The organism is Streptomyces sp. TG1A-8 (genome assembly GCF_030499535.1).
Taxonomy (GTDB): Bacteria; Actinomycetota; Actinomycetes; order Streptomycetales; family Streptomycetaceae; genus Streptomyces.
In genome coordinates this window covers 1,248,904-1,274,190 of the sequence record NZ_JASTLB010000001.1, presented here as the reverse complement: position 1 = coordinate 1,274,190, position 25,287 = coordinate 1,248,904, and the positions used below count along the sequence as shown (strand labels likewise).

Sequence of the window (25,287 nt, the reverse complement as noted above, 5' to 3'; positions counted from 1 at the left end):
CTCGTCACGGCGGGATCAGGCGCGCGCGGCGGCCAGCGATTCGCGGGCGGCGGCGGCGACGTTGTCGGGGGTGAAGCCGAATTCGGCGAACAGGACCTTCGCGTCGGCGGAGGCGCCGAAGTGTTCGAGGGAGACGATCCGTCCCGCGTCGCCCACGAACCGGTGCCAGGTCAGGCCGATGCCGGCCTCGACGGCGACCCGGGCCCGCACGGCCGGCGGCAGCACGCTCTCGCGGTAGGCGCGCGGCTGCTGCTCGAACCACTCCACGCACGGCATCGACACCACCCGCGTGCCGGTCCCCCCGGCCTCCAGCCGCTCCCGCGCGGCGACGGCCAGCTGCACCTCGGAGCCGGTCGCGATGAGGATCACCTCCGGGGTCCCGGTCGAGGACTCGCGCAGGACGTAGCCGCCCTTGGCCGCGTTCTCGTCCGGCGCGTACACCGGCACGCCCTGGCGGGTGAGCGCGAGCCCGTGCGGGGCCGGGTCGGTGGCGTGCCTCCTCAGGATCTCGGCCCAGGCGGTCGCGGTCTCGTTGGCGTCCGCCGGGCGGACGACGTTCAGGCCGGGGATGGCGCGCAGCGAGGCCAGGTGCTCGACCGGCTGGTGGGTGGGGCCGTCCTCGCCCAGGCCGATGGAGTCGTGCGTCCACACGTACGTCACCGGCAGCTGCATCAGCGCCGACATGCGCACCGCGTTGCGCATGTAGTCGGAGAACACCAGGAAGGTGCCGCCGTAGACGCGCGTGTTGCCGTGCAGGGCGATGCCGTTCATCTCCGCGGCCATCGAGAACTCGCGGATGCCGAAGTGCACGGTACGGCCGTACGGGTCCGCCTCCGGCAGCGGGTTGCCCGCGGGCAGGAACGAGCTGTCCTTGTCGATGGTCGTGTTGTTGGAGCCGGCGAGGTCGGCCGAACCGCCCCACAGCTCCGGGATCACCGCGCCGAGCGCCTGCAGCACCTTGCCGGAGGCGGCACGGGTGGCGAAGGACTTGCCCTCCTCGAAGACCGGCAGGGCGTCCTGCCAGCCCTCGGGCAGCTCGCCCTTGCTGATCCGGTCGAAGAGGCGGGCCCGCTCCGGGTCGGCCGAGCGCCACTCGGCGATCCGCTTGTCCCAGGCGGCGTGCGCCTCGGCACCGCGGTCCAGGGCCCGGCGGGTGTGGGCCAGGACCTCCTCGGAGACCTCGAAGGTCCTCTCCGGGTCGAAGCCGAGGAGGCGCTTGGTGGCCGCGACCTCCTCCTCGCCCAGCGCCGAGCCGTGGGCGGCCTCGGTGTTCCGCGCGTTGGGGGCGGGCCAGGCGATGATCGTGCGCATCGCGATGATGGAGGGCCGCCCGGTCTCCTCCCGCGCCGCCCGCAGCGCCGCGTACAGCGCCGCCGCGTCGATGTCGCCGTCGGCGGTGGGCTCGACGCGCTGGGTGTGCCAGCCGTAGGCCTCGTACCGCTTCAGCACGTCCTCGGAGAAGGCGGTCGCGGTGTCGCCCTCGATGGAGATGTGGTTGTCGTCGTAGAGGAAGACCAGGTTGCCGAGCCTCTGGTGACCGGCCAGCGAGGAGGCCTCGGCGGAGACGCCCTCCTGCAGGTCGCCGTCGGAGACGATCGCCCAGACGGTGTGGTCGAAGGGGGAGGTGCCCGCGGGCGCCCCGGGGTCGAACAGGCCGCGCTCGTAACGGGCCGCCATCGCCATGCCCACGGCGTTCGCGACGCCCTGGCCGAGCGGGCCCGTGGTGGTCTCCACGCCCGCGGTGTGGCCGTACTCGGGATGGCCGGGGGTCTTCGAGCCGTGCGTGCGGAACGCCCTGAGGTCGTCCAGCTCCAGCTCGTACCCGGCGAGGTACAGCTGCGTGTAGAGGGTCAGCGAGGTGTGGCCGGGGGACAGCACGAAACGGTCACGGCCGGCCCACTCCGGGTCGGCCGGGTCGTGCCGCATCACCTTCTGGAAGATCGTGTACGCGGCGGGCGCCAGGGCCATCGCGGTGCCCGGGTGGCCGTTGCCGACCTTCTGCACCGCGTCGGCGGCCAGGATCCGGGCGGTGTCCACGGCACGCCGGTCGAGGTCGGTCCACTCGAAGCCGTCGGCTGTCTGCGTGCTCATGTTCAAGAAGTCCTCGTTCGCTGCGGGAGTGCTGGCGGTACGCGTTCAAACTTAAAAGTCTGACTTTTCCGGTGGAAGGTCGAGGTGTGTCAGCCTGTGGTGAATCTGGGACAGCGATCGCGCGACAGGAACGGCACGAGAAGGACATGGCGGACAGAACGCACCAAAGTGACGGTGACGAGATCAGGACCTTCCCCTTCCCGGCCGAGCTGGCCGTCGGTGGCGTCGGCATGCAGATCGGCCCCATGGGGACCGGCCGCGTCTGGCACTCCGGCGCTCCGCTGCACCGCGTCCACCGCATCGACTTCCACGTGGTCATGCTCTTCACGCATGGTCCCGTGCGACACATGATCGACTTCGCCGAGTACGAGGCCGCGGCCGGCGACCTGCTGTGGATCCGGCCCGGGCAGGTCCACCGGTTCTCCCGCACGAGCGAGTACCGCGGAACCGTCCTGACCATGCAGCCCGGCTTCCTGCCCCGTGTCACCGTCGAGGCCACCGGCCTGTACCGCTACGACCTGCCGCCCCTGCTGCACCCCGGCCCGGACCGGCTCGCCGCGCTCCAGGCGGCCCTGGCGCAGCTGCACCGCGAGTACGAGGACACCGCCACCCTCCCGCTGGGCCTGCACACGGCCGTCCTGCGGCACACGCTCACCGCCTGCCTGCTGCGCCTCGCGCACCTCGCGGCCAGCTCGGCCGAGGTCTCCCGGCGCCAGTCGGACAGCACCTTCACCCGCTTCAGGGACGCCGTCGAGAAGGGCTTCGCCACCAACCACAGCGTCAGCGCCTACGCCGACGCGCTCGGCTACTCCCGCCGCACCCTCGTGCGCGCGGTGCGCGCGGCCACCGGCGGGACGCCGAAGGGATTCATCGACAAGCGCGTGGTCCTGGAGGCCAAGCGCCTCCTCGCGCACACGGACATGCCGATCGGCCGCGTCGGGGCGGCCGTGGGCTTCCCCGACGCGGCCAACTTCTCCAAGTTCTTCCAGCTGCACACCGGCCAGACGCCGGTGGTGTTCCGGGCCGACCTGCGTCAGGAGCGGCCCGGTCCCGCGGTTCAGTGACCGAAGTCGAACCAGTTCACGTTCACGAAGTCGGCCGGCTGACCGCTCGTGAACGTCAGGTAGACGTCGTGCGTGCCGGTCACGGAGCCGATGTTCGCCGGCACCGTCCGCCAGGACTGCCAGCCGCCGGTGTTCGACAGCGCGAAGCTGCCGATCGGCGCGTTGCCGCGGCTGTCCAGGCGCACCTCGACCAGTCCGCTCACCCCCGACGCGGCCCCGCTGGCCACCCGGGCGACGAACTGGTTGGCGGGCGTGGAACCGAAGTCGACGCCCTTGTACAGCGCCCAGTCGCCGTTGGCGATCGAGCCGATGTCCTGCCCGCCGCCGGAGTCCGTGGTGGCCTCGGTGATCACGCCGGACTGGCTGTCGTTGGACTCGGCCTGGATCGCGCTGTAGGCGTCCCGGTTGCCGGTCGGCGGGGGAGTGGTGGTGCCCCCGCCGGACTGCAGCACCTGCACGTAGTCCACGGTCATCGGGTGGTTCGGGTCGGTGCCGCCGTCCGGACCGCCGCCGTAGGCGCCCGGGAAGCCGCCGCCCATGGCCACGTTGAGGATGAGGAAGTAGCCGTGGTTGGTGGCGTTGGCCCAGGTGGTCGCGTCGACCTGGTTGGCCCGCACCGTGTGGAAGTTGACGCCGTCGAGGTAGAAGCGGATCTCCTCGGGGCTGGTGGAGCGGTCCCACTCCATCGAGTAGGTGTGGAAGCCGGCCTGGCAGGTGGTGCCGGTGCACGGCGTGTTGTTGCCGATGCCGGTGGTCTCGTTGCAGGGGCCGCCGGAGCCGGTGCCGCAGTGCATGGTGGACCAGTCGGTGTTCAGGCCCTGGACGTTCTCCATGATGTCCAGCTCGCCGATGCTCGGCCAGTTCCAGTAGTTGCCGCGGAACGGCGCGCCCAGCATCCAGAACGCGGGCCAGTAGCCCTTGGCCGCCGCGCCGGTGACGTTCGGCAGCTGGATGCGGGCCTGCACCCGCAGCTTGCCGCCGGCCGGGGGCTGGAAGTCGGTGCGGGTGGTCTCGATGCGGCCGGAGGTCCAGTGGCCCGACGCGTCACGGCGCGGCGTGATCTGCAGGTTGCCGTTGCCGTCGAGCGCGACGTTGCTGGTGCTGGAGGTCATCGTCTCGACCTCGCCGGTGCCCCAGCCGGCCGCCCCGCCGGGGTACGAGGTCCCGGTGTCGTACTGCCAGTTGGCGGTGTTGACGCCGGAGCCGGCCGCACCGTTGAAGTCGTCCAGGAAGACCTGGGTCCAGCCGGACGGGGGCGTGGGGGCGGAGGCGTTGGCGGGTGCGGTGCCGGCGGTCGCGACGACCGCCGCCAGGCCCAGCGTGCCGAGGACGGCGACGAAGGCCTTGCGGACGGAACGCCGCCGCCGTCTGCCGCCCACGGGCGACATGCCGGAGGTTTCACTCATGGGGGTCCCTCTCGGGTACGGGTTCTGCACGGGTGTCCATGAGAGCGCTCTCAAGGTGCGGCCAATGTGCTCTCCGGCCCACCGGTCGTCAAGAGTTGAAACAGGGAAAGTCCCGCCGGACCGGGGGAGTTCACCCGATGAAGCCGGGTATGGGACGGACCGTGCCCCGTGGGGGCGCCCCCGCGCCGGGCGCGCCGGGCCTTCCCGGGGGACCACGGCGGGTCCCGGCCGGGGAGGCCGCCGACCGGGGCGGCGGTCCGCCCACCGGGGTCCCCCGGGAGCACCACGTCGCCGGCATCGGCTGTCGCTGTCGCTGTCGCTGTCGCTGTCGCTGTCGCTGTCGTGGGCGTGGGCGCGGCGGGCAGGGGTGCCCCGGTCATCGCGCGGGGCGTGCCATAGTCGAGCCCGGCCGGACACCGGCCGAGGTCGGTCGGCGCGCCGGCCGGGCCGTGGCCGGGGTGCCGGCCGGGCCCGGTCGTGGCGCCGGGTGTGCGGGTCGTGGCCGTGCGGGCCGTGGCCGCGGGAAGGGGACGGGCGTGAAGCTGACGATTCTGGGCGGCGGCGGGTTCCGGGTGCCGCTCGTGTACGGGGCACTGCTCTCGGACCACGGCGAGGGCCGCGTGACCCGGGTCGTGCTGCACGACCTGGACGCCGGGCGCCTGCGCGCGGTGACCCGCGTCCTGGCCGAGCAGGCGGCCGGGGTCCCGGACGCGCCCGAGGTCACCGCCACCACCGACCTCGACGAGGCGCTGCGCGGTGCCGCGTTCGTCTTCTCCGCGATCCGCGTCGGCGGGCTGCGGGGGCGCGCCGACGACGAGCGGGTGGCGCTCGCCGAAGGCGTCCTCGGCCAGGAGACGGTCGGTGCGGGCGGCATCGCCTACGGCCTGCGCACCGTCCCCGTCGCCGTGGACATCGCCCGGCGGGTGGCCCGCCTCGCCCCCAACGCCTGGGTCATCAACTTCACCAACCCGGCCGGCCTGGTCACCGAGGCGATGTCCCGGCACCTGGGCGACCGCGTCATCGGCATCTGCGACTCACCGGTCGGGCTCGGCCGCCGCATCGCCCGCGTGCTCGGTGCCGACCCCGCCGAGGCCCACGTGGACTACGTCGGCCTCAACCACCTCGGCTGGGTCCGCGGCCTGCGCGTCGCCGGACGCGACGAACTCCCGCGGCTGCTCGCCGACCCCGCGCTGCTCGGCTCCTTCGAGGAGGGCAGGCTCTTCGGCGCCGACTGGCTGCGCTCCCTGGGCGCCGTCCCCAACGAGTACCTGCACTACTACTACTTCAACCGGGAGACCGTCCGCGCCTACCGGGAGGCCGGGAAGACCCGCGGCGCCTTCCTCCTCGACCAGCAGACCGGCTTCTACGAGCGGGCCGGCCGCCCCGGCGCCCCGGCCCTCGCACTGTGGAACCGCACCCGCGCCGAACGCGAGGCCACGTACATGTCGGAGAACCGCCGGACGGCGGGCGCCGGCGAGCGGGAGGCCGACGACCTCTCCGGCGGCTACGAGAAGGTCGCGCTGGCCCTGATGCGGGCCGTCGCCCGCGACGAGCGCACCACGCTGATCCTCAACGTCCGCAACCGCTCCACCCTGGCGGTGCTGGACCCCGAGGCGGTCGTCGAGGTGCCCTGCACGGTCGACGCGAACGGCGCCCACCCCGTGGCGGCCGACCCGCTGCCCGGCCACGCCGCCGGTCTGGTGTGCGCGGTGAAGGCGGTGGAGCGGGAGGTGCTGTCGGCGGCCGGGTCGGGCTCCCGGGCGACCGCGGTGAAGGCGTTCGCGCTGCATCCGCTCGTCGACTCCGTGACCGTGGCCCGCCGGCTGGTCGAGGCGTACACCGCGGTCCATCCCGGGCTCGCCTACCTCCGGTGAACGCACGGCCCGCCCGCCCGCCGTGCCCCGATGGGGCGGGCGGCGGGCGGCCGGGCCGGAGAAGCGGTGCCAGGAGGGCGGTGCCGGGGAGCGGTGCCCGGCGGGCCGCGCCGGTCCGCGGGAACCGGCGCGGGCGTGGGGGCGCCCGGTGGGGGCACCCCACGCCGGTCGCGGCGCGCGGCGGGACTCAGCCCGTGAAGCCGGCCGTGATCGAGGTGAACTGCCAGTTGTTCTGGCTGATGCCGGAGCAGTTGCTCACCACGCCGCCGCCGGCGCACGGCCGGTCGCGGTTGGCCGCCCAGAAGGCGAGCCGGGCGATGTGGTGCGAGTTGGCCCAGTCGCGGATCTGGGTCCAGATCGCCGGAGTGGTGTTCTCCTGCTGGTCGGACAGGCCGTTCATGCCGGAGATGCCGATGTGGGAGTAGGCGGTCGCGTCGTCCCAGCCGAACGTGGACTTCAGCTTCGCCTTCAGCCCCTCGGCCGCGCCGACGGTGCTGCCGTACATGTCGGAACCGCCGCCGAAGTCGAACGGCATGATCGTGAAGACGTCGATGCCGGAGTTCAGCGACTGGGCCTGCTCGATGAGCCGGTTGCCGTAGTAGGTCGGCCCGGTGGTGGAGGTGCCGAAGGTGACGATGGTCCTCAGGCCGGGGTTGTTGGCCTTGACCGTCTTCAGCGCGGTGAGGATCTTCGCCTGCACGGCCTCGTTCTCGAACTCGTCCGTGTTCTCGATGTCCATGTCGATCGCCTTGAGCGAGTAGGCGTCGATCACCTTCTGCAGGGCGCCGGCCAGCGCGCTCGCGGAGGAGCAGTTGGCGCCGAGCTTGCTGCCCTGCCAGCCGCCGAACGACGGGACGACGTCACCGCCCGCCGAGCGGATCTGGTTGATGGCGCTCTGGTCGGCGCCGCCGGTCAGCGGCCGGCTGCCGTCCCAGGCGGGCGTGCAGCCGCCGGAGTCCAGCACGAACGCCATCGTGAACCACTTGATGCCGGTCGCGCTCATCACCGTGGACGGGTTGGGCGGATCGCCCCAGCCCTCGTACAGGTACGGCGCCGCCTGCTGGAAGCCGGTGCCGCCGCCGGTGCCCGCGTCCGTCGTGACGGTCACGGAGTTGGAGGCGGCGGAGCTGTTGCCGGCCGCGTCGCGCGCCTTCACGCTGAAGGTGTACGACGTGCTCGGCGCGAGACCGCTGACCGTCGCGGTCGTCCCGGAGGCGCTGAGCACCTGGTTGGAACCGCTGTAGACGTCGTACGCCGTCACGCCCACGTTGTCCGTGGCCGCGTTCCACTTCAGCGACACGCTGGAGGAGGACTTGCCGGTCGAGGCGAGCCCGCCGGGCGCGGTCGGCGCCTGGGTGTCCCCGCCGTCCCCGCCGCCCGGACCGTCCAGGCTGATGTCGTCGGCGTAGTACGTGCCCTGCCCGTACCAGCCGTGGACGTAGAGGGCGGCGCTGGTCTGCGAGGCGCCGGTGGTGAAGGAGACACTGAGCTGGCTGTACGCCGAAGTCGACGTCGTCCAGGTGGAGTTGCCGCCGTTCACGCCGAGGTACACGTACGAGCCGCGGACCCAGCCGCTGAGGCGGTACGTCGTGTTCGGCTGGACCGCGACCGTCTGGGTGCACTGCGCGTTGTCGCTGGAGGACACCGCGCCCTGCAGCGCCTTGGAGCCGCCGTGCACGGGGGAGGAGACGACCGAGCCGAGGTCGCCCGTACAGGTCCAGGGGGACAGGCCGCCGGACTCGAAGCCGGGATTGGTGAGGATGTTGGCCGCCTGGGCGGTGCCCGGCAGCGCGACGGCCCCACCGAGCGCGAGGGCGGCGGAGCCGAGCAGGGCGAGAAGCCGGCGTCTGGGACGCCCGGGGATGTGACGCACGCGATCTCCCTGGGGATGCGGGGGCGGTGGGGAGTGCAGGGACGAGCGAAGGTGCGCCAACGAATTTGGTATGGACCAATCCGCCTGTCAAGGAGAACGGGGGAATTGGTTCATACCGGTGGCCGCCCGCGCCCGGGAAGGGGCGCGGGCGGCCACCGGTGCGCGGCCTCGCCGGGCGGTCGCGGACGGCCCGCGGCCGGCGCACCGCCTACAGCGGCAGCGCCTGGACCGTCCCGGCCGGCTCGGCGGACCCCACGGGCGTGGGCACGGCCGGCAGCAGGACGTCGGCCGCCTCCTCCACGCCCTGCCGCACGGGCGTCCCGGGCCGCAGCGGGCGGAGTCCCGACACCACCGTGTAGTCCTGCCCGAGGAACGGCGGCTCGATCGTCCCCGGGTCCTCGCCGAGTGCCAACTGCACGGCCGCCCAAGGGGCGTTGACCCCGCAGAGCGACAGCTGGTGCAGCCCCCCGGCGGGCCGCGTGTTGACGTCCAGCAGCACGGGCCGGTCGCCGAACATGCGGAACTGGACGTTGGACAGGTAGTGCAGCCCGAAGCCCTCCGCGATCAGCCGGGCCGGCTCCAGCCACCGCTCGTGCAGCGTGAAACCCCGGCGGCGGCCGTTCTTCGTGCGCCCCACGGCGAGCCGGATCCGGTTGTCCGGCCCGGTCAGGCAGTCCACGGACACCTCCGGCTGCTCCAGGCGCGGCATCACCAGCCAGTCCACCGGCTCCTCGGCCCGCCGCAGCGCCTCGACGACCAGGTCCAACTGGACCTGGGGCCCCGGAAAACCGCCGAGGTGCGCGAGGGAGAAGGGGGCGCGCGTGATCACGCGGAAGCCGACCCCGCCCGCGCCGGCGGCCGGCTTGAAGCACGCCCGGTACCCGGCCGTCTCCAACTCATCGACAGCAGCGAGGAGTTGGTCCGCCGTGCGCACCCGCCACCACGGCGGCACCGGCACGCCGACCGAGGCGACCGCCTCGTACGCGATCGCCTTGTCCTCGAAGACGGCCACCGCCTGCGGGGTCGGCGCCAGCAGCGCCGTGCCCACCGCCTCGAACTCGGCGCGGTGCGCCACGATCGCGGCCTGGCCCAGCCGGGGCACGAACACGTCGATGCCGCGCCGGGCGCACTGGTCGAGGGCGTACTCCACGTACGCGGCCGGGGACAGGCCCTCCGGCTCCAGGTCGGCGGTGTCGGCCGCCGCCAGCACGGGGGAGTCGGGGTCGCCGTGGGTGGCGTGGATCTCCACCGCGCGGTCGCTGGGATTTCTCCGCAGCTGATCCATGAAGAACACGTTCTCCGCGTACGTGCGGTTGAGCCAGACGCGTACGCGAGAGGGCATGCAGGCCGCCTTTCGGGGTTTTCGGGCAGGACGCGGCGGCCCGGGCCCGGGCAGGAGGAAGGAAGGGAGGCCAAACGGCCCTGTGCGAGGGGGGTGAGGGTGTTGGCGTCGGGGCGATCATACGGCTTTCGAAGGGTCACGCGTGCAACGCGCGTGTTACCGGTCCCCCGAGTCGTCCAGCCGCTGTCCAGCCCTCCTCGAGTCGCTGTCCAGCCCCCCTCCTGGCCGGAGAAATCCTTGCTCCCGCCCGGTGTATGTGTTCTCTTGGTGCCGACCGGATGATCGGAAAGGGGTACGCGGTGGAGTCGACGGCCGGGGCCGGACAGCTGCTGGCCATCAGTGACCTGCACATCGGCTATGCCGAGAACCGTGCCCTCGTCGAGGGGATGCGCCCGCGCTCGGACGACGACTGGCTCATCGTGGCCGGGGACGTCGCCGAGACCGTCGCCGACATCCGCTGGGCCCTGGCCACCCTCGCGGGCCGCTTCCGCAAGGTCCTGTGGGCGCCCGGCAACCACGAGCTGTGGACCCATCCCAGCGACCCGGTCACCCTGCGCGGCGTCGCCCGCTACGAGCACCTCGTCGCGCTGTGCCGGGAACTGGGCGTGACCACGCCCGAGGACCCGTACCCGGTGTGGGACGGCCCCGGCGGGCCGGTCGCCGTCGCCCCGCTCTTCCTGCTGTACGACTACTCCTTCCTGCCGGCCGGCTGCACCACCAAGGAGGAGGGCCTCGCCTACGCGGAGAGCACCGGCATCGTCTGCAACGACGAGTACCTGCTCCACCCGGACCCCTACCCCACCCGCGAGGACTGGTGCCGCGCCCGCGTCGCCGAGACCGAGCGCCGGCTGGCCGAACTGCCCGCCGACCTGCCGACCGTCCTCGCCGGCCACTATCCGCTGGACCGGCACCCCACCAGTGTGCTGTGGCACCCGGAGTTCGCCATGTGGTGCGGCACCGGGCTGACCGCCGACTGGCACCGCCGCTTCCGCGTGCGGACCATGGTCTACGGTCATCTGCACATCCCGCGGACCACCTGGCACGAGGGCGTCCGCTTCGAAGAGGTGTCCGTGGGATACCCCCGCGAATGGCGCAAGCGCCCGGGACCCCCCGGACAACTGCGCCGCATCCTGCCGATGGAGGTCGGACCCGGTGATCGAGGAACTGCTCCCGGAGTCGGTGGTAGCCGTGGAGGCGTTCGGTGACCAGGAGGACCGGGTCACCGCGCTGTACCCGGAGGAGGAGCGGCTCGTCGAGCGCGCGGTGGACAAGCGGCGCCGGGAGTTCGCCGCCGTACGGATCTGCGCCCGGCGCGCCATGGAGAAGCTCGGCGTGCCTCCGCAGCCCGTGCTCCCCGGTCAGCGCGGTGCGCCGCGCTGGCCGGACGGCATAGCCGGCAGCATGACCCACTGCGAGGGCTACCGCGCCGCGGCCCTCGTCCGCGCCGCCGACCTGGCCTCCCTCGGGATCGACGCCGAACCGCACGGCCCCCTCCCGGACGGCGTCTTCGACAGCGTCGCGGTGCCCGCCGAGCAGGCCCGGCACCGCGAGCTGTGCGCCGTCCGGCCCGAAGTCCACTGGGACCGGCTGCTGTTCAGCGCGAAGGAGTCCGTGTACAAGGCGTGGTTCCCCCTCACCCGCGCCTGGCTCGACTTCTCCGAGGCCGACATCGACCTTTGGCCCGCCCCCGGCTCCGCCGCCCGGGGCGGCTTCCACGCCCGGCTCCTCGTCCCCGGTCCGCTGGTGGGCGGCGTGCGCCTGACCGGGTTCGAGGGCCGCTGGCTGGTCGCGGACTCCCTGGTGCTGACCGCGGTGTCCGTCCCGCACTCCTGAACGGGCGTGCGGGACGGACACCGCGCGCCCCGCTCACCGGGCCGGGCACCACGCGCCCAGCAGCCGGAAGAACTCCTCCTCGTTGCCCGTGAAGCCCGCCCGCGCCAGCGCCCGTTCGGCCTCGGCGAGCACGGAGGGCGGCACGAGGGGCGGCCGGCCGGCGCCCGGCGGCCCGTCGAAGGCGGCGCGCACGGTGTGCAGCAACCGCAGGTAGGCCTGCACGGCGGTGCGTTCACGGTCGGTCGGTACGGCGGTGGGCATCGGTCGGCTCTCCCCGGTTTCGGCGTCACTCGTCGCGCGCTGCGGCGCCGCGCACCGCCCGCTCGTGCGGCGCACGCCCCCAGCTTGCCGCCCGCCACTGACAACGCCGGGGGCGGAACGCGCGCGGGACCCACCCGGCGCCTGCCCGCGCGCGGGAGGAGGACCGCGGGAGGGACTTCCCGCCCCCTCCTCCCGCCCCCTCCTCCCGCACCCCGTGCGCGGTCGCCGGCCGGCGCGGCCGGGTGGCCGCCCCACCGTGCCCGGCCCTCCCGCGGGCCGTCCGGTGGGGCGGCGCGGGGCGGACGGCTCAGCCCTGCGGACCCGGATAGCCGAGGGAGGCCTCGATGCGGCCCGCCACGCCGTCGCGGCGGGTCTGGGTCCGCACGGCCGAGCCGGACAGCCAGGCGCGGCACTTGGTGGCGAGGAGCAGTCCGAAGGCCTCGGCCTCGCGTTCCTCGCCCCGGTCGAAGCGGGTGCGCGTGGCGACCCGGTGCAGCACGTCCTGCAGCACGGCCCGGTCGGTGTCGTCGCCCAGCAGCCGTGCGGCGACCCCGACCCCGTCGACGTGGTGGCCCGCGTGGTCGGCCTGCATGTGCCACAGCTCGTGGCCCAGGATCACCAGCTGGTGGTCGGGCGCGGTGCGCTCCTCCACGACGACCAGGTCGCGGTCGGCCATGTCCAGCCACATCCCGCTGGCCGTACCGGGGGGAAGACGGCCGTGCGGAAGAGCACCGGGCGGCCGCGGCGGCGGCTCATCGCCGCGCACAGCGCGTGGTACAGCTCGTGCGGCTCGGCCGGTGCCGGCAGCGTCAGCTCACCGGCCAGCTCGGCGCACAGACGGCGCATGGCCCTGCCGATGCCCACGGTCCTCCCCCGGCTCACGACTCGGGCCGCTTGACGCTCTCCAGGAGCATGTCGAGCCATTCGGCGACCTTGTCCCGGTGCTGGTCGGTGGGCAGCTGGGCGGCCCGCCAGGCGATCCCGCGCACCCCGTGGTCCTGCAACAGCCGCTCCAGCGGGTCGTCGGCCGCCTCGGCCGCCGCCCGCTCCCGGTCGGCGAGCTTCTGCAGCAGCTCCTGCTCGGTGCGCTGCAGGGCCCCGGCCAGTGCCTCGGGGTCCTCCGCCGTCAGGAACCCGGCGTGCACGCGGAAGAACCGCTGCAGGGCGTCGCAGTGCTCCATGGTGGGGCGCCGGTCGCCGTTGATGAGGGCGCCGGCCTGCTGCCGGGACATGCCCGCGCCGTCGGCTATCTCCTGCTGCGTGTACCTGCGGCCGCCCGGCTTCAGCCGGGTGCGCCGCAGCAGGTCCAGGCGTTGCAGGAAACGGGCCTGCACGTCCGGCTCGCCCGCCGGCCGCCCGCTCAGCAGGGCCTTGACCACCGGTTCCGGGACGCCGCAGCCGACGGAGAGCCGTCCGGTGTCGAAGACCTCGGCGTGCGGCACGCCGAGCCGGTCGGCGAGCGCGGTGACGCGGGCGACGACGGCCGGCAGCTGGGCGGTCGCCGCGGCGCCCGGATCCTCGTAGCCATCCGTCACCGACAGCACTCCTACGTCTCTCGGGGGCTCCGGTTGCGTCCGTGCCCCCACAAACGGTCGCCGTGAACTCCCGGAGCGTAACCGGTGCTTCGAACCCACTTCCAGGCGTCGCCACAACTGTGGCGTGTTCCGGCCGCCCACCGGCACGGAATGCCACGATAGTTGACACGGCTCTCGTCGGAGCAGCAGGATCGCATCGCCGCGTGAAGGCGCAGAGGCAAGAGGGGTGACCTCCCGATGGCACGACAGGCAGGAGGGCCGTGGCCGGCGCCGCGGCCCGTCCCCGAGAGCTGCGAGGTCCAGGCGTACCTCCAGGACTGTGCCGCGCTGGTCGAGGCCGTCGCCTTCCCGTCCCTGGTCGTCGACCACCGCTGGAACGTGGTCATGGCCAACGGCGCGTTCGAGACACTTTTCCGGGGCGTGCGCCCTCATTCGACGGCCATGCCCGGGGACAACTTCCTGCGGTTCGTCCTGTTCCACCCCGACGCCGGCACGGTCCTCGGCGACCACGAGGCGGGCTGGTGCCTGCCGATGCTGGCCCACCTGAAGGCGGCGGTGGAGAGCCACGGCCACGACCGCGAGCTCCAGGCGGTCCGCCGGGACGTCGCGCAGGACCCGCTCATGGAGGCGGCCTACCGGCAGGGGCTACCGCACTGGATCCGCGCCGTCGGCGAGGCCGCGACGCGGCTCGACGGCGCCGTGCGCCTGCTGGTCCACCCCGACCCGCGCCGGGGCCCCACCGAGTGCCGCATCGTCGACGAGACGCCGCCGACCCTCCAGGAGATCGGCTGCACGCGCCTGACGATGGTCCTGCGCGACGCCCGCCCCTCCACCGCCGCCCGCCGGGCGCGCCGGCCCCGCGGCACGGGCTCCCACCTGACGGTCGTCCCGCTCCCCGAGGACTGACCCGGCCCCGCCGGCGTTCAGGTCGCCGACGGGGCCGGGCCGGACGTCCTCCCGCTCCGGTCCGGGACGTCCCGCGCCACGATTACGCAAAAAGCTTGCATGGCTTGCGCTACCCTTGCGCCCATGACGCGACGACTTGCGGATGTGGCGAAGAAGGTCGGGGTCAGCGAGGCCACCGTCAGCCGGGTGCTCAACGGCAAGCCCGGCGTCTCGGACGCCACCCGGCAGGCGGTGCTGACGGCCCTCGACGTGCTCGGCTACGAGCGGCCCACCCAGTTGCGCGGCGAACGCGCCCGGCTCGTCGGCCTGGTCCTGCCCGAGCTGCAGAACCCCATCTTCCCGGCCTTCGCCGAGGTCATCGGCGGCGCGCTGGCCCAGCACGGACTCACCCCGGTGCTGTGCACGCAGACCAAGGGCGGGGTGTCGGAGGCGGACTACGTCGAACTGCTGCTCCAGCAGCAGGTCTCCGGCGTCGTCTTCGCCGGCGGCCTGTACGCGCAGGCGGACGCCCCGCACGACCACTACCGCCTGCTCGCCGAGCGCAACATCCCCGTCGTCCTGGTCAACGCGGCCATAGAACACCTCGGCTTCCCGGGCGTGTCCTGCGACGACGCCGTCGCCGTCGAGCAGGCCTGGCGGCACCTGGCCTCCCTGGGCCACCAGCGCATCGGCCTGCTCCTCGGTCCCGGCGACCACATCCCCTCGGCGCGCAAACTGGCCGCCGCGCGCGCCATCGCCGGCGACCTGCCGGACGACTTCGTCGCCCGCGCCATCTTCTCCATCGAGGGCGGTCACGCGGCCGCCGCCCGCCTCATCGACCGGGGCGTCACCGGCATCATCTGCGCCAGCGACCCCCTGGCCCTCGGTGCCGTGCGGGCCGCCCGCCGCAAGGGCTGCGACGTCCCCGGGCGGATCTCCGTGGTCGGCTACGACGACTCGGCCTTCATGAACTGCACCGAACCCCCGCTGACCACCGTCCGCCAGCCCATCGAGGCCATGGGCCGCGCGGCCGTGGAACTGCTGAACGCGCAGATCGGTGGCACCGCCGTACCCGCCGAGGAACTCCTGTTCGAGCCCGAGCTGGTGGTGCGCGGCTCCACCGCGCAAGTCCCGCGCGACTGACTTCGGAAAGATTCGGCTGACTGTCAAATAATTACAGATTCTGCGTGACATCTTGCGGGCCGGTGTCGTCGGTGCTTGAGTGTGCGGCGCCCACAGCTCCTGCCTTGAGGGGTCCACCGATGAGTAGCACCGGCGTCCGCCGCACCTTCGTCGCGATCAGCATCTGTTCCTCCCTCGCCCTCGCCGCGTCCGCCTGCGGATCGGGCGACGACGACGCGGCGGGCGGCAAGACCCGCATCACCGTCAACTGCGAGCCGCCCCAGAGCGCCAAGGTCGACCGCCGGTTCTTCGAGCAGGACGTCGCCTCCTTCGAGAAGCAGCACCCGGACGTCGACGTCGTCGCGCACGACGCCTTCCCCTGCCAGGACCCCAAGACCTTCGACGCCAAACTCGCCGGCGGCCAGATGGAGGACGTCTTCTACACGTACTTCACCGACGCCCGGCACGTCGTCGACATCCACCAGGCGGCCGACCTCACCCCGTACCTCAAGGAACTCAAGAGCTACGGCAGCATCCAGAAGCAGCTGCGGGACATCTACACCGTGGACGGCAAGGTCTACGGCGTACCGCGCACCGGATACTCCATGGGACTGGTCTACAACCGCAAGCTCTTCGCGAAGGCCGGCCTCGACCCCGACAAGCCCCCCACCACCTGGGAGGAGGTCCGCGCCGACGCCAGGAGGATCGCCGCGCTCGGCGGCGGCACCGTCGGGTACGCCGACTACAGCGCCCAGAACCAGGGCGGCTGGCACTTCACCGCCGAGCTGTACTCGCAGGGCGGCGACGTCGTCAGCGCCGACGGCAGGAAGGCCACCGTCGACACCCCCGAGGGCCGCGCCGTCCTGCAGAACCTGCACGACATGCGCTGGGCGGACGACTCGATGGGCAGCAAGCAGCTCCTCATCATCAACGACGCGCAGCAGATGATGGGTTCGGGCAAGCTCGGCATGTACCTCGCCGCCCCCGACAACATCCCGATCCTGGTCAAGGAGAAGGGCGGCAACTACAAGGACCTCGCGCTCGCCCCCATGCCCGGCGGCAGGGGCACCCTCATCGGCGGCGACGGCTACATGTTCAACAAGCGGGACACCCCGGCCCAGATCCGCGCCGGCCTGAAGTGGCTCGACCACATGTTCCTGACCCCCGGCGAGGGCTTCCTCGGTGACTACGCCCGCGCCAAGAAGAACGACGCGCCCGTGGGCCTGCCCGAGCCGCGCCTGTTCACCGGCGCCGCCGACGCCAGGGACCAGCAGGTCAAGAAGGCCAACGCCAACGTGCCGGTGGAGAACTACCAGGCCTTCCTCGACGGCAACCAGAAGCTGACGATGAAGATCGAGCCGCCCAACGCCCAGCAGATCTACTCCGTCCTGGACGGCGCCGTCTCCGCCGTCCTCACCAAGGAGGACGCCGACATCGACCAGCTCCTCAAGGACGCGTCCGGCAAGATCGACGGCATCCTGGCCCGGAGCTGACCGCCATGACCAAGACGGCTGAACGGCGGCCCGCGGCCCGGGCCGCCGTCCGCCCGGGCCCGCTGCCGCCCGCGGCGGGGGACCGCAGGCGGCGCCGCCTGCTCGACCAGGTGCACGCCTACGGGTTCCTCCTCGGCGGCCTGGTCTGCTTCGCCCTGTTCTCCTGGTACCCGGCGATCCGCGCGGTCGTCATCGCCTTCCAGAAGTACACGCCCGGATCGAAACCCGAGTGGGTCGGCACCGCCAACTTCACCCGCGTCCTGCACGACCCCGAGTTCGCGGCGGCCTGGCGCAACACCCTCACCTTCACCCTGCTGGCCCTGCTCATCGGCTTCGCCGTCCCCTTCCTGCTCGCCCTCGTCCTCAACGAGCTGCGGCACGCCAAGGCCTTCTTCCGGGTCGTGGTCTACCTGCCGGTGATGATCCCACCGGTGGTCAGCGCCCTGCTGTGGAAGTGGTTCTACGACCCCGGGGCCGGGCTGGCCAACGAGGCGCTGCGCTTCCTGCACCTGCCCACCTCGAACTGGTCCAACGGCGCCGACACCGCGCTGGTCTCCCTGGTGATCGTGGCCACCTGGGCCAACATGGGCGGCACCGTCCTCATCTACCTGGCCGCCCTGCAGTCCATCCCCGGCGAGCTGTACGAGGCCGCCGAACTCGACGGCGCAGGCATCCTGCAGCGCGTCCGGCACGTCACGGTCCCGCAGACCCGCTTCGTGATCCTAATGCTGATGCTCCTCCAGGTCATCGCCACGATGCAGGTGTTCACCGAACCGTTCGTCATCACCGGCGGCGGCCCCGAGAACGCCACGGTCACCGTCCTCTACCTCATCTACAAGTACGCCTTCCTCTACAACGACTTCGGCGGAGCCTGCGCGCTCAGCGTGCTGCTGCTCGTCCTGCTCGGCGCCTTCTCCGCCCTCTACCTGCGGTTCACCCGCTCCGAGGGGGACGCATGAGCAGCGCCGTCCGCACCCTGGTCTCCCCGGCGGCACTCGCCCGTCCGCGCGGCAGGGCCGTCTACTGGACCGTGTTCGCGGCCGTCACCGTCCTCTTCGCGCTCGCCTTCCTCTTCCCGGTCTACTGGATGGTGACCGGCGCGGCGAAGTCCCCGGACGAGGTCGCCCGGACCCCGCCCACCCTCGTGCCGGAGCACTGGCACCTGAGCGGGTACACCGACGCCTGGGAGCTGATGCAGCTGCCGCAGCACCTGGGGAACACCCTGGTGCAGGCGGCCGGTGCCTGGGCGTTCCAGCTGGTGTTCTGCACGGCCGCCGCCTACGCCCTGTCCAAGCTGCGGCCCGCCTTCGGCAAGGTGGTCCTGGGCGGCATCCTGGCCACCCTCATGGTCCCGGCCCAGGCGCTCGTCGTGCCCAAGTACCTCACGGTCGCCGACCTGCCCCTGATCCACACCAGCCTGCTCAACGACCCCCTCGCCATCTGGCTGCCGGCGGTCGCCAACGCCTTCAACCTCTACCTGCTCAAGCGCTTCTTCGACCAGCTGCCGCGCGACGTGCTGGAGGCCGCCGGGATCGACGGCGCCGGCAAGCTGCGCGTCCTGTGGTCGGTCGTCCTGCCCATGTCCCGGCCGGTCCTCGGCGTCGTGTCGATCTTCGCGCTGGTCGCCGTCTGGCAGGACTTCCTGTGGCCGCTGATGGTCTTCTCCGACACCGGCAAGCAGCCGATCAGCGTCGCCCTGGTCCAGCTGTCGCAGAACATCCAGCTCACCGTGCTCATCGCCGCGATGGTGATCGCCAGCATCCCGATGGTGGTGCTGTTCCTCGTCTTCCAGCGGCACATCATCGCCGGGATCAGCGCGGGCAGCACCAAGGGCTGACCGGCCCGCACACCCCGACACAGAGAGGTACGCACCGTGGGACAGCCCATCCCCGCACCGGACGCCGACTGGTGGCGCTCCGCCGTCATCTACCAGGTGTACGTGCGCAGCTTCGCGGACGGCGACGGCGACGGCACCGGAGACCTCGCCGGAGTCCGCGCCCGGCTGCCGTACCTGGCCGGGCTCGGCGTCGACGCCCTGTGGTTCAACCCCTGGTACCTGTCGCCCCTGAAGGACGGCGGCTACGACGTCGCCGACTACCGCGCCATCGACCCGGCCTTCGGCACCCTCGCCGAGGCGGAGAAGCTCATCGCCGAGGCGCGCGAGCTGGGCATCCGCACGATTGTCGACATCGTGCCCAACCACGTCTCCGACCAGCACCCCTGGTTCCGCGCCGCCCTCGCGGCGGGGCCCGGCAGCCCGGAGCGGGAGCTGTTCCACTTCCGTCCCGGACGCGGTGAGAAGGGCGAACTGCCGCCCAACGACTGGCCCTCGCAGTTCGTCGGCTCCACCGAGCCGGTGTGGACGAGGCTGCCCGACGGCGACTGGTACCTGCACCTGTTCACCCCCGAACAGCCCGACCTCAACTGGGCCCACCCGGCGGTCCGCCAGGAACACGAGGACATCCTGCGCTTCTGGTTCGAACGGGGGGTGGCCGGCGTCCGCATCGACTCCGCCGCCCTGCTCGCCAAGGACCCGGACCTGCCCGACCTCGCCGCGCGCCCGCAGCCGCACCCCTTCGTCGACCGCGACGAACTCCACGACGTCTACCGCTCCTGGCGGGCCGTGGCAGACGACTACGACGCGGTGTTCGTCGGCGAGGTCTGGCTCCCCGACGCCGAGCGCTTCGCCCGCTACCTGCGCCCCGACGAACTGCACACCGCCTTCAACTTCTCCTTCCTGTCCTGCCCCTGGGACGCCGCGCGGCTGCGGAGCTCGATCGACACGACCCTCGCCGAGCACGCCCCGGTCGGCGCGCCCGCCACCTGGGTGCTGTGCAACCACGACGTGACGCGCACGGTCACCCGCTACGGCCGCGAGGACACCGCCTTCGACTTCGCCACCAAGGCCTTCGGCACCCCGGCCGACCTGGACCTGGGCACCCGCCGGGCCCGCGCCGCCGCCCTGCTGTCCCTGGCCCTGCCGGGCTCGGTCTACCTCTACCAGGGCGAGGAGCTGGGACTGCCGGAGGCGGACATCCCGGCCGACCGCGTACAGGACCCGATGCACTTCCGCTCGGGCGGCACCGACCCGGGCCGGGACGGCTGCCGGGTGCCGCTGCCGTGGCGGGCCGACGCGCCGTACGCCGGGTTCGGCTCGCGCGAGGAGCCCTGGCTGCCGCAGCCGGCCGGCTGGGCGTCGTACGCGGTCGACCGCCAGCAGGACGACCCGCACTCCATGCTCTCCCTGTACCGCGAGGCCATCGCCGCCCGCCCGGTCTTCGGCGACGGCCCCCTGGCCTGGCTGCCCGCCCCCGACGGCGTCCTCGCCTTCTCCCGCGCGCCGGGCACGCTGTGCGTGGTGAACCTCGGCGCCACGCCCGCCGACCTGCCCGCGCACTCCCGACTCCTGCTCAGCAGCGGCCCGCTGGACGCCGGGGGCCGGCTGCCGCAGGACACGGCGGCCTGGCTGCGCGTCTGAGCCGTAGCCGCACACCCGCACCTCCTGCTATCCCCCGCACCCCCCCCACGAAGGGATCAGCACATGCACAGCAGCACCGTCAGGCACGCCAGGCGCATGCCGGCGATCGGGGCGATCGTCGCCCTCGCCGCCGGCACGCTCGTCGCCGTGGCCCCCGCCGCCCACGCGGCCGCGGGCGCCACGCTCCCCTTCACCTCGGTGGAGGCGGAGTCGGCGAGCACCACCGGCACCAGGATCGGCCCCGACTACACGCAGGGCACCCTCGCCTCGGAGGCCTCCGGCCGGCAGGCCGTCCGGCTCGGCTCCGGGCAGCGGGTGGAGTTCACCGTGCCGCGCGCCTCCAACGCGGTGAACATCGCCTACAGCGTCCCGGACGGCCAGTCCGGCTCGCTGAACGTGTACGTCAACGGCACCAGGATCGCCAGGACGATCCCGGTGACCAGCAAGTACAGCTACGTCGACACCGGCTGGATCGCCGGCGCCAGGACCCACCACTTCTACGACAACGCCCGCCTGCTGCTCGGCCAGAACGTGCAGGCGGGCGACAAGGTCGCCGTCGAGTCCACCGGCACCCAGGTCACCGTCGACGTCGCCGACTTCGAACAGGTCGGGGCGGCGGCCACCCAGCCCGCCGGTTCGGTGTCCGTCGTCTCCAAGGGCGCCGACCCCGGCGGCAACGGCGACTCCACCCAGGCCTTCCGGGACGCCATCGCCGCCGCGCAGGGCGGGACGGTCTGGATCCCGCCGGGCGACTACAGGCTCACCTCCTCCCTGAGCGGCGTCCAGAACGTCACGCTGCAGGGTGCGGGCAGCTGGTACTCGGTCGTGCACACCTCCCGCTTCATCGACCAGTCCAGCTCCTCCGGGAACGTCCACATCAAGGACTTCGCGGTCATCGGGGAGGTCACCGAACGCGTCGACTCCAGCCCGGACAACTTCGTCAACGGCTCCCTCGGCGCGAACTCCTCCGTCTCCGGCATGTGGATCCAGCACCTCAAGTGCGGGCTCTGGCTGACGGGCACGAACGACAACCTGGTCGTGGAGGACAACCGCATCCTCGACACCACCGCCGACGGCCTCAACCTCAACGGCACCGCCAAGGGCGTCCGGGTCCGCAACAACTTCCTGCGCAACCAGGGCGACGACTCCCTCGCCATGTGGTCGCTGTACGCCCCGGACACCGACTCCAGCTTCGAGAACAACACGATCTCGCAGCCCAACCTCGCCAACGGCATCGCCATCTACGGCGGCACCGACATCGCGGTGAGGAACAACCTGGTCTCCGACACCAACGCCCTCGGCAGCGGCATCGCGATCTCCAACCAGAAGTTCATGGATCCCTTCTCCCCGCTGGCCGGCACCATCACGGTCGACGGCAACACGCTGGTGCGCACCGGTGCCGTGAACCCCAACTGGAACCACCCGATGGGCGCCCTGCGCGTCGACTCCTACGACAGCGCCATCAACGCGACCGTCAACATCACCAACACCACGATCACCGACAGCCCCTACAGCGCCTTCGAGTTCGTCTCCGGCGGCGGCCAGGGCAACCCGGTGCGGAACGTCAACGTGACCGGCGCCACCGTGAAGAACACCGGGACGGTGGTGGTCCAGGCCGAGACGCAGGGCTCGGCCGCCTTCCGCAACGTCACCGCCACCGGCGTCGGTGCCGCCGGCGTCTACAACTGCCCCTACCCGGCCGGCTCCTTCTCCCTGACCGACGGCGGCGGCAACTCCGGCTGGTCCAGCACCTGGTCGGACTGCTCCAGCTGGCCGCAGCCCGGCCAGAGCAACCCCGAACCCGACCCGAACCGCAACCTCGCCAAGGGCCGCCCGGCCACCGCGACCGGCTCGCAGGACGTCTACACGCCCGGCAAGGCGGACGACGGCGATGCGAACACCTACTGGGAGTCCGCCAACAACGCCTTCCCGCAGTCCTGGACGGTCGACCTCGGGTCCTCCTACGGGGTGCGGCGGGTGGTGCTGAAGCTGCCGCCGTCCTCGGCCTGGGGGGCCCGCACCCAGACCGTCGCGGTGCTCGGCAGCACCAACGGCTCCACCTACTCCACGGTGGCCGGCGCGCAGGGCTACCGCTTCGACCCGGCCACCGGCAACACGGCCACCGTGACCCTGCCCGCCGGCACCAGCCTGCGCTACCTGCGGCTCACCGTCACGGCCAACACCGCCTGGCCCGCCGCGCAGTTCAGCGAGGTGGAGGCCTACCAGACGTCGTGACCGCGGCGCCCGCCGGCCGGCCCGGGGGCGCCCACCGCACGGTCGCGGGGGAACGGACGGCACGGCCGTCCGTTCCCCCGCGACCCGTCCTCAGCAGGTGGGCACGTCCGGCAGCCGGGCCGGGCCCCGGAAGCAGACGCCGGTCAGCCACGAGCCGTCGGCCGGGCGGGACCGGACGTCGTCGGTGCAGCCCTCCGCGGTGACCGTCCCGGCGCGCTCCCGGCACTGGACCGAGACCTGCGCGGGCCCGGCGAAGACGTCCACGACGGGGCCCGCACGCTCGGCGCGCTGTGGGTGCGCACCGCGGCGCCCGCCCCGCGGGAGCCGGACACGGCCGGCGGCCGGGAGCCGCCGGGCGGCGGTCGCCGGCCGTGCCGCCACACCCCGGCCGGTCCGGCCGGTCCGACCGGGCGCACCTCGAACACCGAACCCCGATCCGCGCCCCTTCCGCGTCCGCCACCTCGCGGAGGGCGACGAGGACATCCGTGTCCGTCCCCGGACACGCCGGGCACCGGGCCGCCCCGCCCCGGTGCGCCGGGAACGGCCGCGGGCCGCCGGCGGCCCCGGGAGGCCCCGCCGGTGGCCGCGGGCACCTCACGGACCGCCGGGTTTCACGCGGGCGCCACCTCACCCTTCCCCGACGTTCGCTGCTCTTGGAACACTCGCTGCGCGCAGATCCCGTCAACTGACGAGGGCCGCGCACGTCACAGGAGAGGTCCCTCACCCATGCCCGAAGTCAACCGGCGGCGTTTCCTCCAGCTCGCGGGCGCCACGACCGCGTTCACGGCGCTGTCCAGCAGCATCCAGCGCGCGGCCGCCCTGCCCGCCCACCACCGCACCGGATCGGTCGAGGACGTCGAGCACATCGTCGTCCTCATGCAGGAGAACCGTTCGTTCGACCACTACTTCGGTTCACTCCGAGGCGTCCGCGGCTTCGGCGACCCGCGTGCGGTCACGCAGAACGGCAGGTCCGTCTGGAAGCAGTCCGACGGCACGAGGGACGTCCTGCCCTTCCGGCCGGACGCCGACGACCTGGGCCTCGCCTTCGTCCAGGACCTCCCGCACGGCTGGAACGACGGGCACGCCGCCTTCAACGGCGGCCGGTACGACTCCTGGGTGCCCGCCAAGTCGTCGACGACGATGGCGTACCTGACCCGCGAGGACATCCCGTTCCACTACGCGCTCGCCGACGCCTTCACCGTCTGCGACGCCTACCACTGCTCGTTCATCGGCTCCACCGACCCCAACCGCTACTACCTGTGGACGGGGTACACCGGCAACGACGGCAAGGGCGGCGGTCCGGTCCTCGGCAACGACGAGGCCGGCTACTCCTGGACGACCTACCCCGAGCGCCTGGAGCGGGCCGGCGTCTCCTGGAAGGTCTACCAGGACGTCGGCGACGGCCTGGACGCGGACGGCGGCTGGGGCTGGATCAACGACGCCTACCGCGGCAACTACGGCGACAACTCGCTGCTCTACTTCGACCAGTACCGCACCGCCCGGCCCGGTGACCCGCTGTACGACAAGGCCCGCACCGGCACCGACGCCCGCGCCGGCGAGGGACTCTTCGACCGGCTCAGGGCCGACGTCGAGGCGGGCGCGCTGCCGCAGGTCTCCTGGATCGTCGCCCCCGAGGCCTTCACCGAGCACCCCAACTGGCCCGCCAACTACGGCGCCTGGTACATCTCCCAGGTCCTGGACGCGCTCACCTCCAACCCCGCGGTGTGGGGCCGGACCGCCCTCTTCCTCACCTACGACGAGAACGACGGCTTCTTCGACCACGTGATCCCGCCCTTCCCGCCGGCCTCCGCCGCACAGGGCAGGTCGACGGCGGACCCCGGGCCCGACCTCTTCACGGGCGACGGCGGCCACGTCGCCGGCCCCTACGGGCTCGGACAGCGGGTCCCCATGCTCGTCGTCTCCCCGTGGAGCAGGGGCGGGTACGTCTGCTCCGAGACCTTCGACCACACCTCGGTCATCCGCTTCATCGAGCGCCGCTTCGGCGTCGTGGAACCCAACATCTCGCCCTGGCGCCGGGCGGTCTGCGGCGACCTGACCGGCGCCTTCGACTTCTCCCGCAAGGACACCGCGCCGGTCGCGCTGCCGTCCACGGCCGGCTACCGGCCGCCGGACCGCGACCGTCACCCCGACTACGTGCCCACCCCGCCCGCGCACCCGGCCCTGCCCGTGCAGGAGCGCGGCAGCCGGCCCACCCGCCCCCTGAAGTACGCGCCGGTGGTGGACGGTTCGGCGGACGCCGCGGCCGGGACGCTCACGCTCACCTTCGCCTCCGGCGCACGGGCGGGCGCGGCCTTCCTCGTCACCTCCGGCAACCGTGCCGACGGTCCCTGGACCTACACCACGCAGGCCGGCAGGACGCTCTCCGACACCTGGGACGCCCGCCACTCGAACGGCTCCCACGACCTCGCCGTGCACGGCCCGAACGGCTTCCTGCGCCTGTTCAAGGGCCGCGGCGGGACCGCCGGTCCGGAGGTCACCGCCCGGTACACCGGCGACGACGTCGAACTCGTCCTCACCAACGGGGGCCCGGCGACGGCGCGGCTGAAGCTGGCCGACGGCTACGGCGGCGGCCCGGTCACCGTCACCGTACGGCCCGGGGCCACCGTGCGGCACACCGTCCGCCTCGCGGCCAGCAGGCGCTGGTACGACCTCACGGTCACCTCGGACACCGACCCGGCGTTCCTGCGCGGCTTCGCCGGCCACGTCGAGAACGGGCTCCCCGGTGTGAGCGACCCGGCCATCGCCACGCGGTGAACGCGCGGTGAGAACCGCTC

Annotated in this window: 19 protein-coding genes and 1 pseudogene; 12 read left to right on the top strand and 8 right to left on the bottom strand. The window is 72.8% G+C overall.

Annotation, left to right across the window (positions count from 1 at the left end):
* Nucleotides 1–15 precede the first annotated feature (15 nt).
* On the bottom strand, nt 16–2,091 hold the full coding sequence (tkt, locus tag QQY24_RS05160) for a transketolase (protein ID WP_301971468.1): 2,076 nt from the start codon (nt 2,089–2,091) through the stop codon (nt 16–18).
* A 146-nt stretch (nt 2,092–2,237) separates the two neighbouring features.
* On the opposite strand from tkt, the gene QQY24_RS05155 reads away from it, so the two are divergent.
* Nucleotides 2,238–3,155 (top strand): AraC family transcriptional regulator, encoded by a 918-nt coding sequence (locus QQY24_RS05155; RefSeq protein ID WP_301971467.1) that lies wholly within the window; start codon nt 2,238–2,240, stop codon nt 3,153–3,155.
* Here QQY24_RS05155 and QQY24_RS05150 read toward each other — a convergent pair.
* Entirely contained in the window at nt 3,149–4,561 is a 1,413-nt protein-coding gene (locus QQY24_RS05150; RefSeq protein ID WP_301971466.1) for a glycoside hydrolase family 16 protein, read from the bottom strand. The genes QQY24_RS05155 and QQY24_RS05150 overlap by 7 nt on opposite strands.
* A 536-nt stretch (nt 4,562–5,097) precedes the next feature.
* On the opposite strand from QQY24_RS05150, the gene QQY24_RS05145 reads away from it, so the two are divergent.
* Complete coding sequence (locus QQY24_RS05145) at nt 5,098–6,435, top strand: 6-phospho-beta-glucosidase (RefSeq protein ID WP_301971465.1); 1,338 nt, start codon at nt 5,098–5,100, stop codon at nt 6,433–6,435.
* 187 nt (nt 6,436–6,622) lie between these two features.
* On the opposite strand, the gene QQY24_RS05140 is transcribed toward QQY24_RS05145, so the two are convergent.
* Together QQY24_RS05140 and QQY24_RS05135 are read right to left on the bottom strand one after the other, a co-directional pair.
* Nucleotides 6,623–8,308, bottom strand: a complete 1,686-nt coding sequence (locus tag QQY24_RS05140) for a carbohydrate binding domain-containing protein (protein WP_301971464.1) — start codon at nt 8,306–8,308, stop codon at nt 6,623–6,625.
* Nucleotides 8,309–8,516: 208 nt separating this feature from the next.
* Nucleotides 8,517–9,650: an ATP-grasp domain-containing protein gene (locus QQY24_RS05135; protein ID WP_301971463.1), complete on the bottom strand. Its 1,134-nt coding sequence runs from the start codon at nt 9,648–9,650 to the stop codon at nt 8,517–8,519.
* A 299-nt stretch (nt 9,651–9,949) separates the two neighbouring features.
* On the opposite strand from QQY24_RS05135, the gene QQY24_RS05130 reads away from it, so the two are divergent.
* Both QQY24_RS05130 and QQY24_RS05125 read left to right on the top strand, forming a co-directional pair.
* On the top strand, nt 9,950–10,855 hold the full coding sequence (locus tag QQY24_RS05130) for a metallophosphoesterase (RefSeq protein ID WP_301976152.1): 906 nt from the start codon (nt 9,950–9,952) through the stop codon (nt 10,853–10,855).
* Entirely contained in the window at nt 10,803–11,483 is a 681-nt protein-coding gene (locus QQY24_RS05125) for a 4'-phosphopantetheinyl transferase (protein WP_301971462.1), read from the top strand. Before QQY24_RS05130 ends, QQY24_RS05125 begins: the two co-directional genes overlap by 53 nt.
* Before the next feature lie 33 nt (nt 11,484–11,516).
* Here the strand turns inward: QQY24_RS05125 and QQY24_RS05120 are convergent, their stop codons facing one another.
* The 3 genes and pseudogenes from QQY24_RS05120 to QQY24_RS05110 all read right to left on the bottom strand — a co-directional run bounded on the left by QQY24_RS05120 (nt 11,517) and on the right by QQY24_RS05110 (nt 13,279).
* Nucleotides 11,517–11,744 (bottom strand): hypothetical protein, encoded by a 228-nt coding sequence (locus tag QQY24_RS05120; protein WP_301971461.1) that lies wholly within the window; start codon nt 11,742–11,744, stop codon nt 11,517–11,519.
* 307 nt (nt 11,745–12,051) lie between these two features.
* Nucleotides 12,052–12,590 (bottom strand): annotated as a pseudogene (locus QQY24_RS05115) (toxin-antitoxin system, toxin component).
* A gap of 32 nt (nt 12,591–12,622) precedes the next feature.
* Complete coding sequence (locus QQY24_RS05110) at nt 12,623–13,279, bottom strand: helix-turn-helix transcriptional regulator (RefSeq protein WP_301971460.1); 657 nt, start codon at nt 13,277–13,279, stop codon at nt 12,623–12,625.
* A 237-nt stretch (nt 13,280–13,516) separates the two neighbouring features.
* On the opposite strand from QQY24_RS05110, the gene QQY24_RS05105 reads away from it, so the two are divergent.
* The 7 genes from QQY24_RS05105 (at nt 13,517) to QQY24_RS05075 (ending at nt 22,492) form a co-directional block, all read left to right on the top strand.
* On the top strand, nt 13,517–14,185 hold the full coding sequence (locus QQY24_RS05105) for a hypothetical protein (RefSeq protein ID WP_301971459.1): 669 nt from the start codon (nt 13,517–13,519) through the stop codon (nt 14,183–14,185).
* Nucleotides 14,186–14,308: 123 nt separating this feature from the next.
* Entirely contained in the window at nt 14,309–15,307 is a 999-nt protein-coding gene (locus QQY24_RS05100) for a LacI family DNA-binding transcriptional regulator (RefSeq protein WP_301971458.1), read from the top strand.
* 119 nt (nt 15,308–15,426) lie between these two features.
* On the top strand, nt 15,427–16,779 hold the full coding sequence (locus QQY24_RS05095; protein WP_301971457.1) for an ABC transporter substrate-binding protein: 1,353 nt from the start codon (nt 15,427–15,429) through the stop codon (nt 16,777–16,779).
* Nucleotides 16,780–16,784: 5 nt separating this feature from the next.
* Nucleotides 16,785–17,738, top strand: coding sequence for a carbohydrate ABC transporter permease (locus QQY24_RS05090; RefSeq protein ID WP_301971456.1), 954 nt, complete (start codon nt 16,785–16,787; stop codon nt 17,736–17,738).
* The gene (locus tag QQY24_RS05085; protein ID WP_301971455.1) at nt 17,735–18,616 is read left to right on the top strand and encodes a carbohydrate ABC transporter permease; all 882 of its coding nucleotides are present in this window, start codon (nt 17,735–17,737) and stop codon (nt 18,614–18,616) included. The genes QQY24_RS05090 and QQY24_RS05085 overlap by 4 nt, the downstream gene beginning before the upstream one ends.
* 36 nt (nt 18,617–18,652) lie before the next feature.
* Nucleotides 18,653–20,257 (top strand): glycoside hydrolase family 13 protein, encoded by a 1,605-nt coding sequence (locus QQY24_RS05080; RefSeq protein ID WP_301971454.1) that lies wholly within the window; start codon nt 18,653–18,655, stop codon nt 20,255–20,257.
* Between the two features lie 63 nt (nt 20,258–20,320).
* Nucleotides 20,321–22,492: a discoidin domain-containing protein gene (locus tag QQY24_RS05075; RefSeq protein ID WP_301971453.1), complete on the top strand. Its 2,172-nt coding sequence runs from the start codon at nt 20,321–20,323 to the stop codon at nt 22,490–22,492.
* A 90-nt stretch (nt 22,493–22,582) separates the two neighbouring features.
* On the opposite strand, the gene QQY24_RS05070 is transcribed toward QQY24_RS05075, so the two are convergent.
* On the bottom strand, nt 22,583–22,756 hold the full coding sequence (locus QQY24_RS05070) for a hypothetical protein (protein WP_301971452.1): 174 nt from the start codon (nt 22,754–22,756) through the stop codon (nt 22,583–22,585).
* Nucleotides 22,757–23,218: 462 nt separating this feature from the next.
* Between QQY24_RS05070 and QQY24_RS05065 the strand changes: the two genes are divergently transcribed.
* Nucleotides 23,219–25,267 carry a phosphocholine-specific phospholipase C gene (locus QQY24_RS05065; RefSeq protein WP_301971451.1) on the top strand — a complete coding sequence of 683 codons (2,049 nt, stop codon included), beginning with the start codon at nt 23,219–23,221 and terminating at the stop codon, nt 25,265–25,267.
* Nucleotides 25,268–25,287 lie beyond the last annotated feature (20 nt).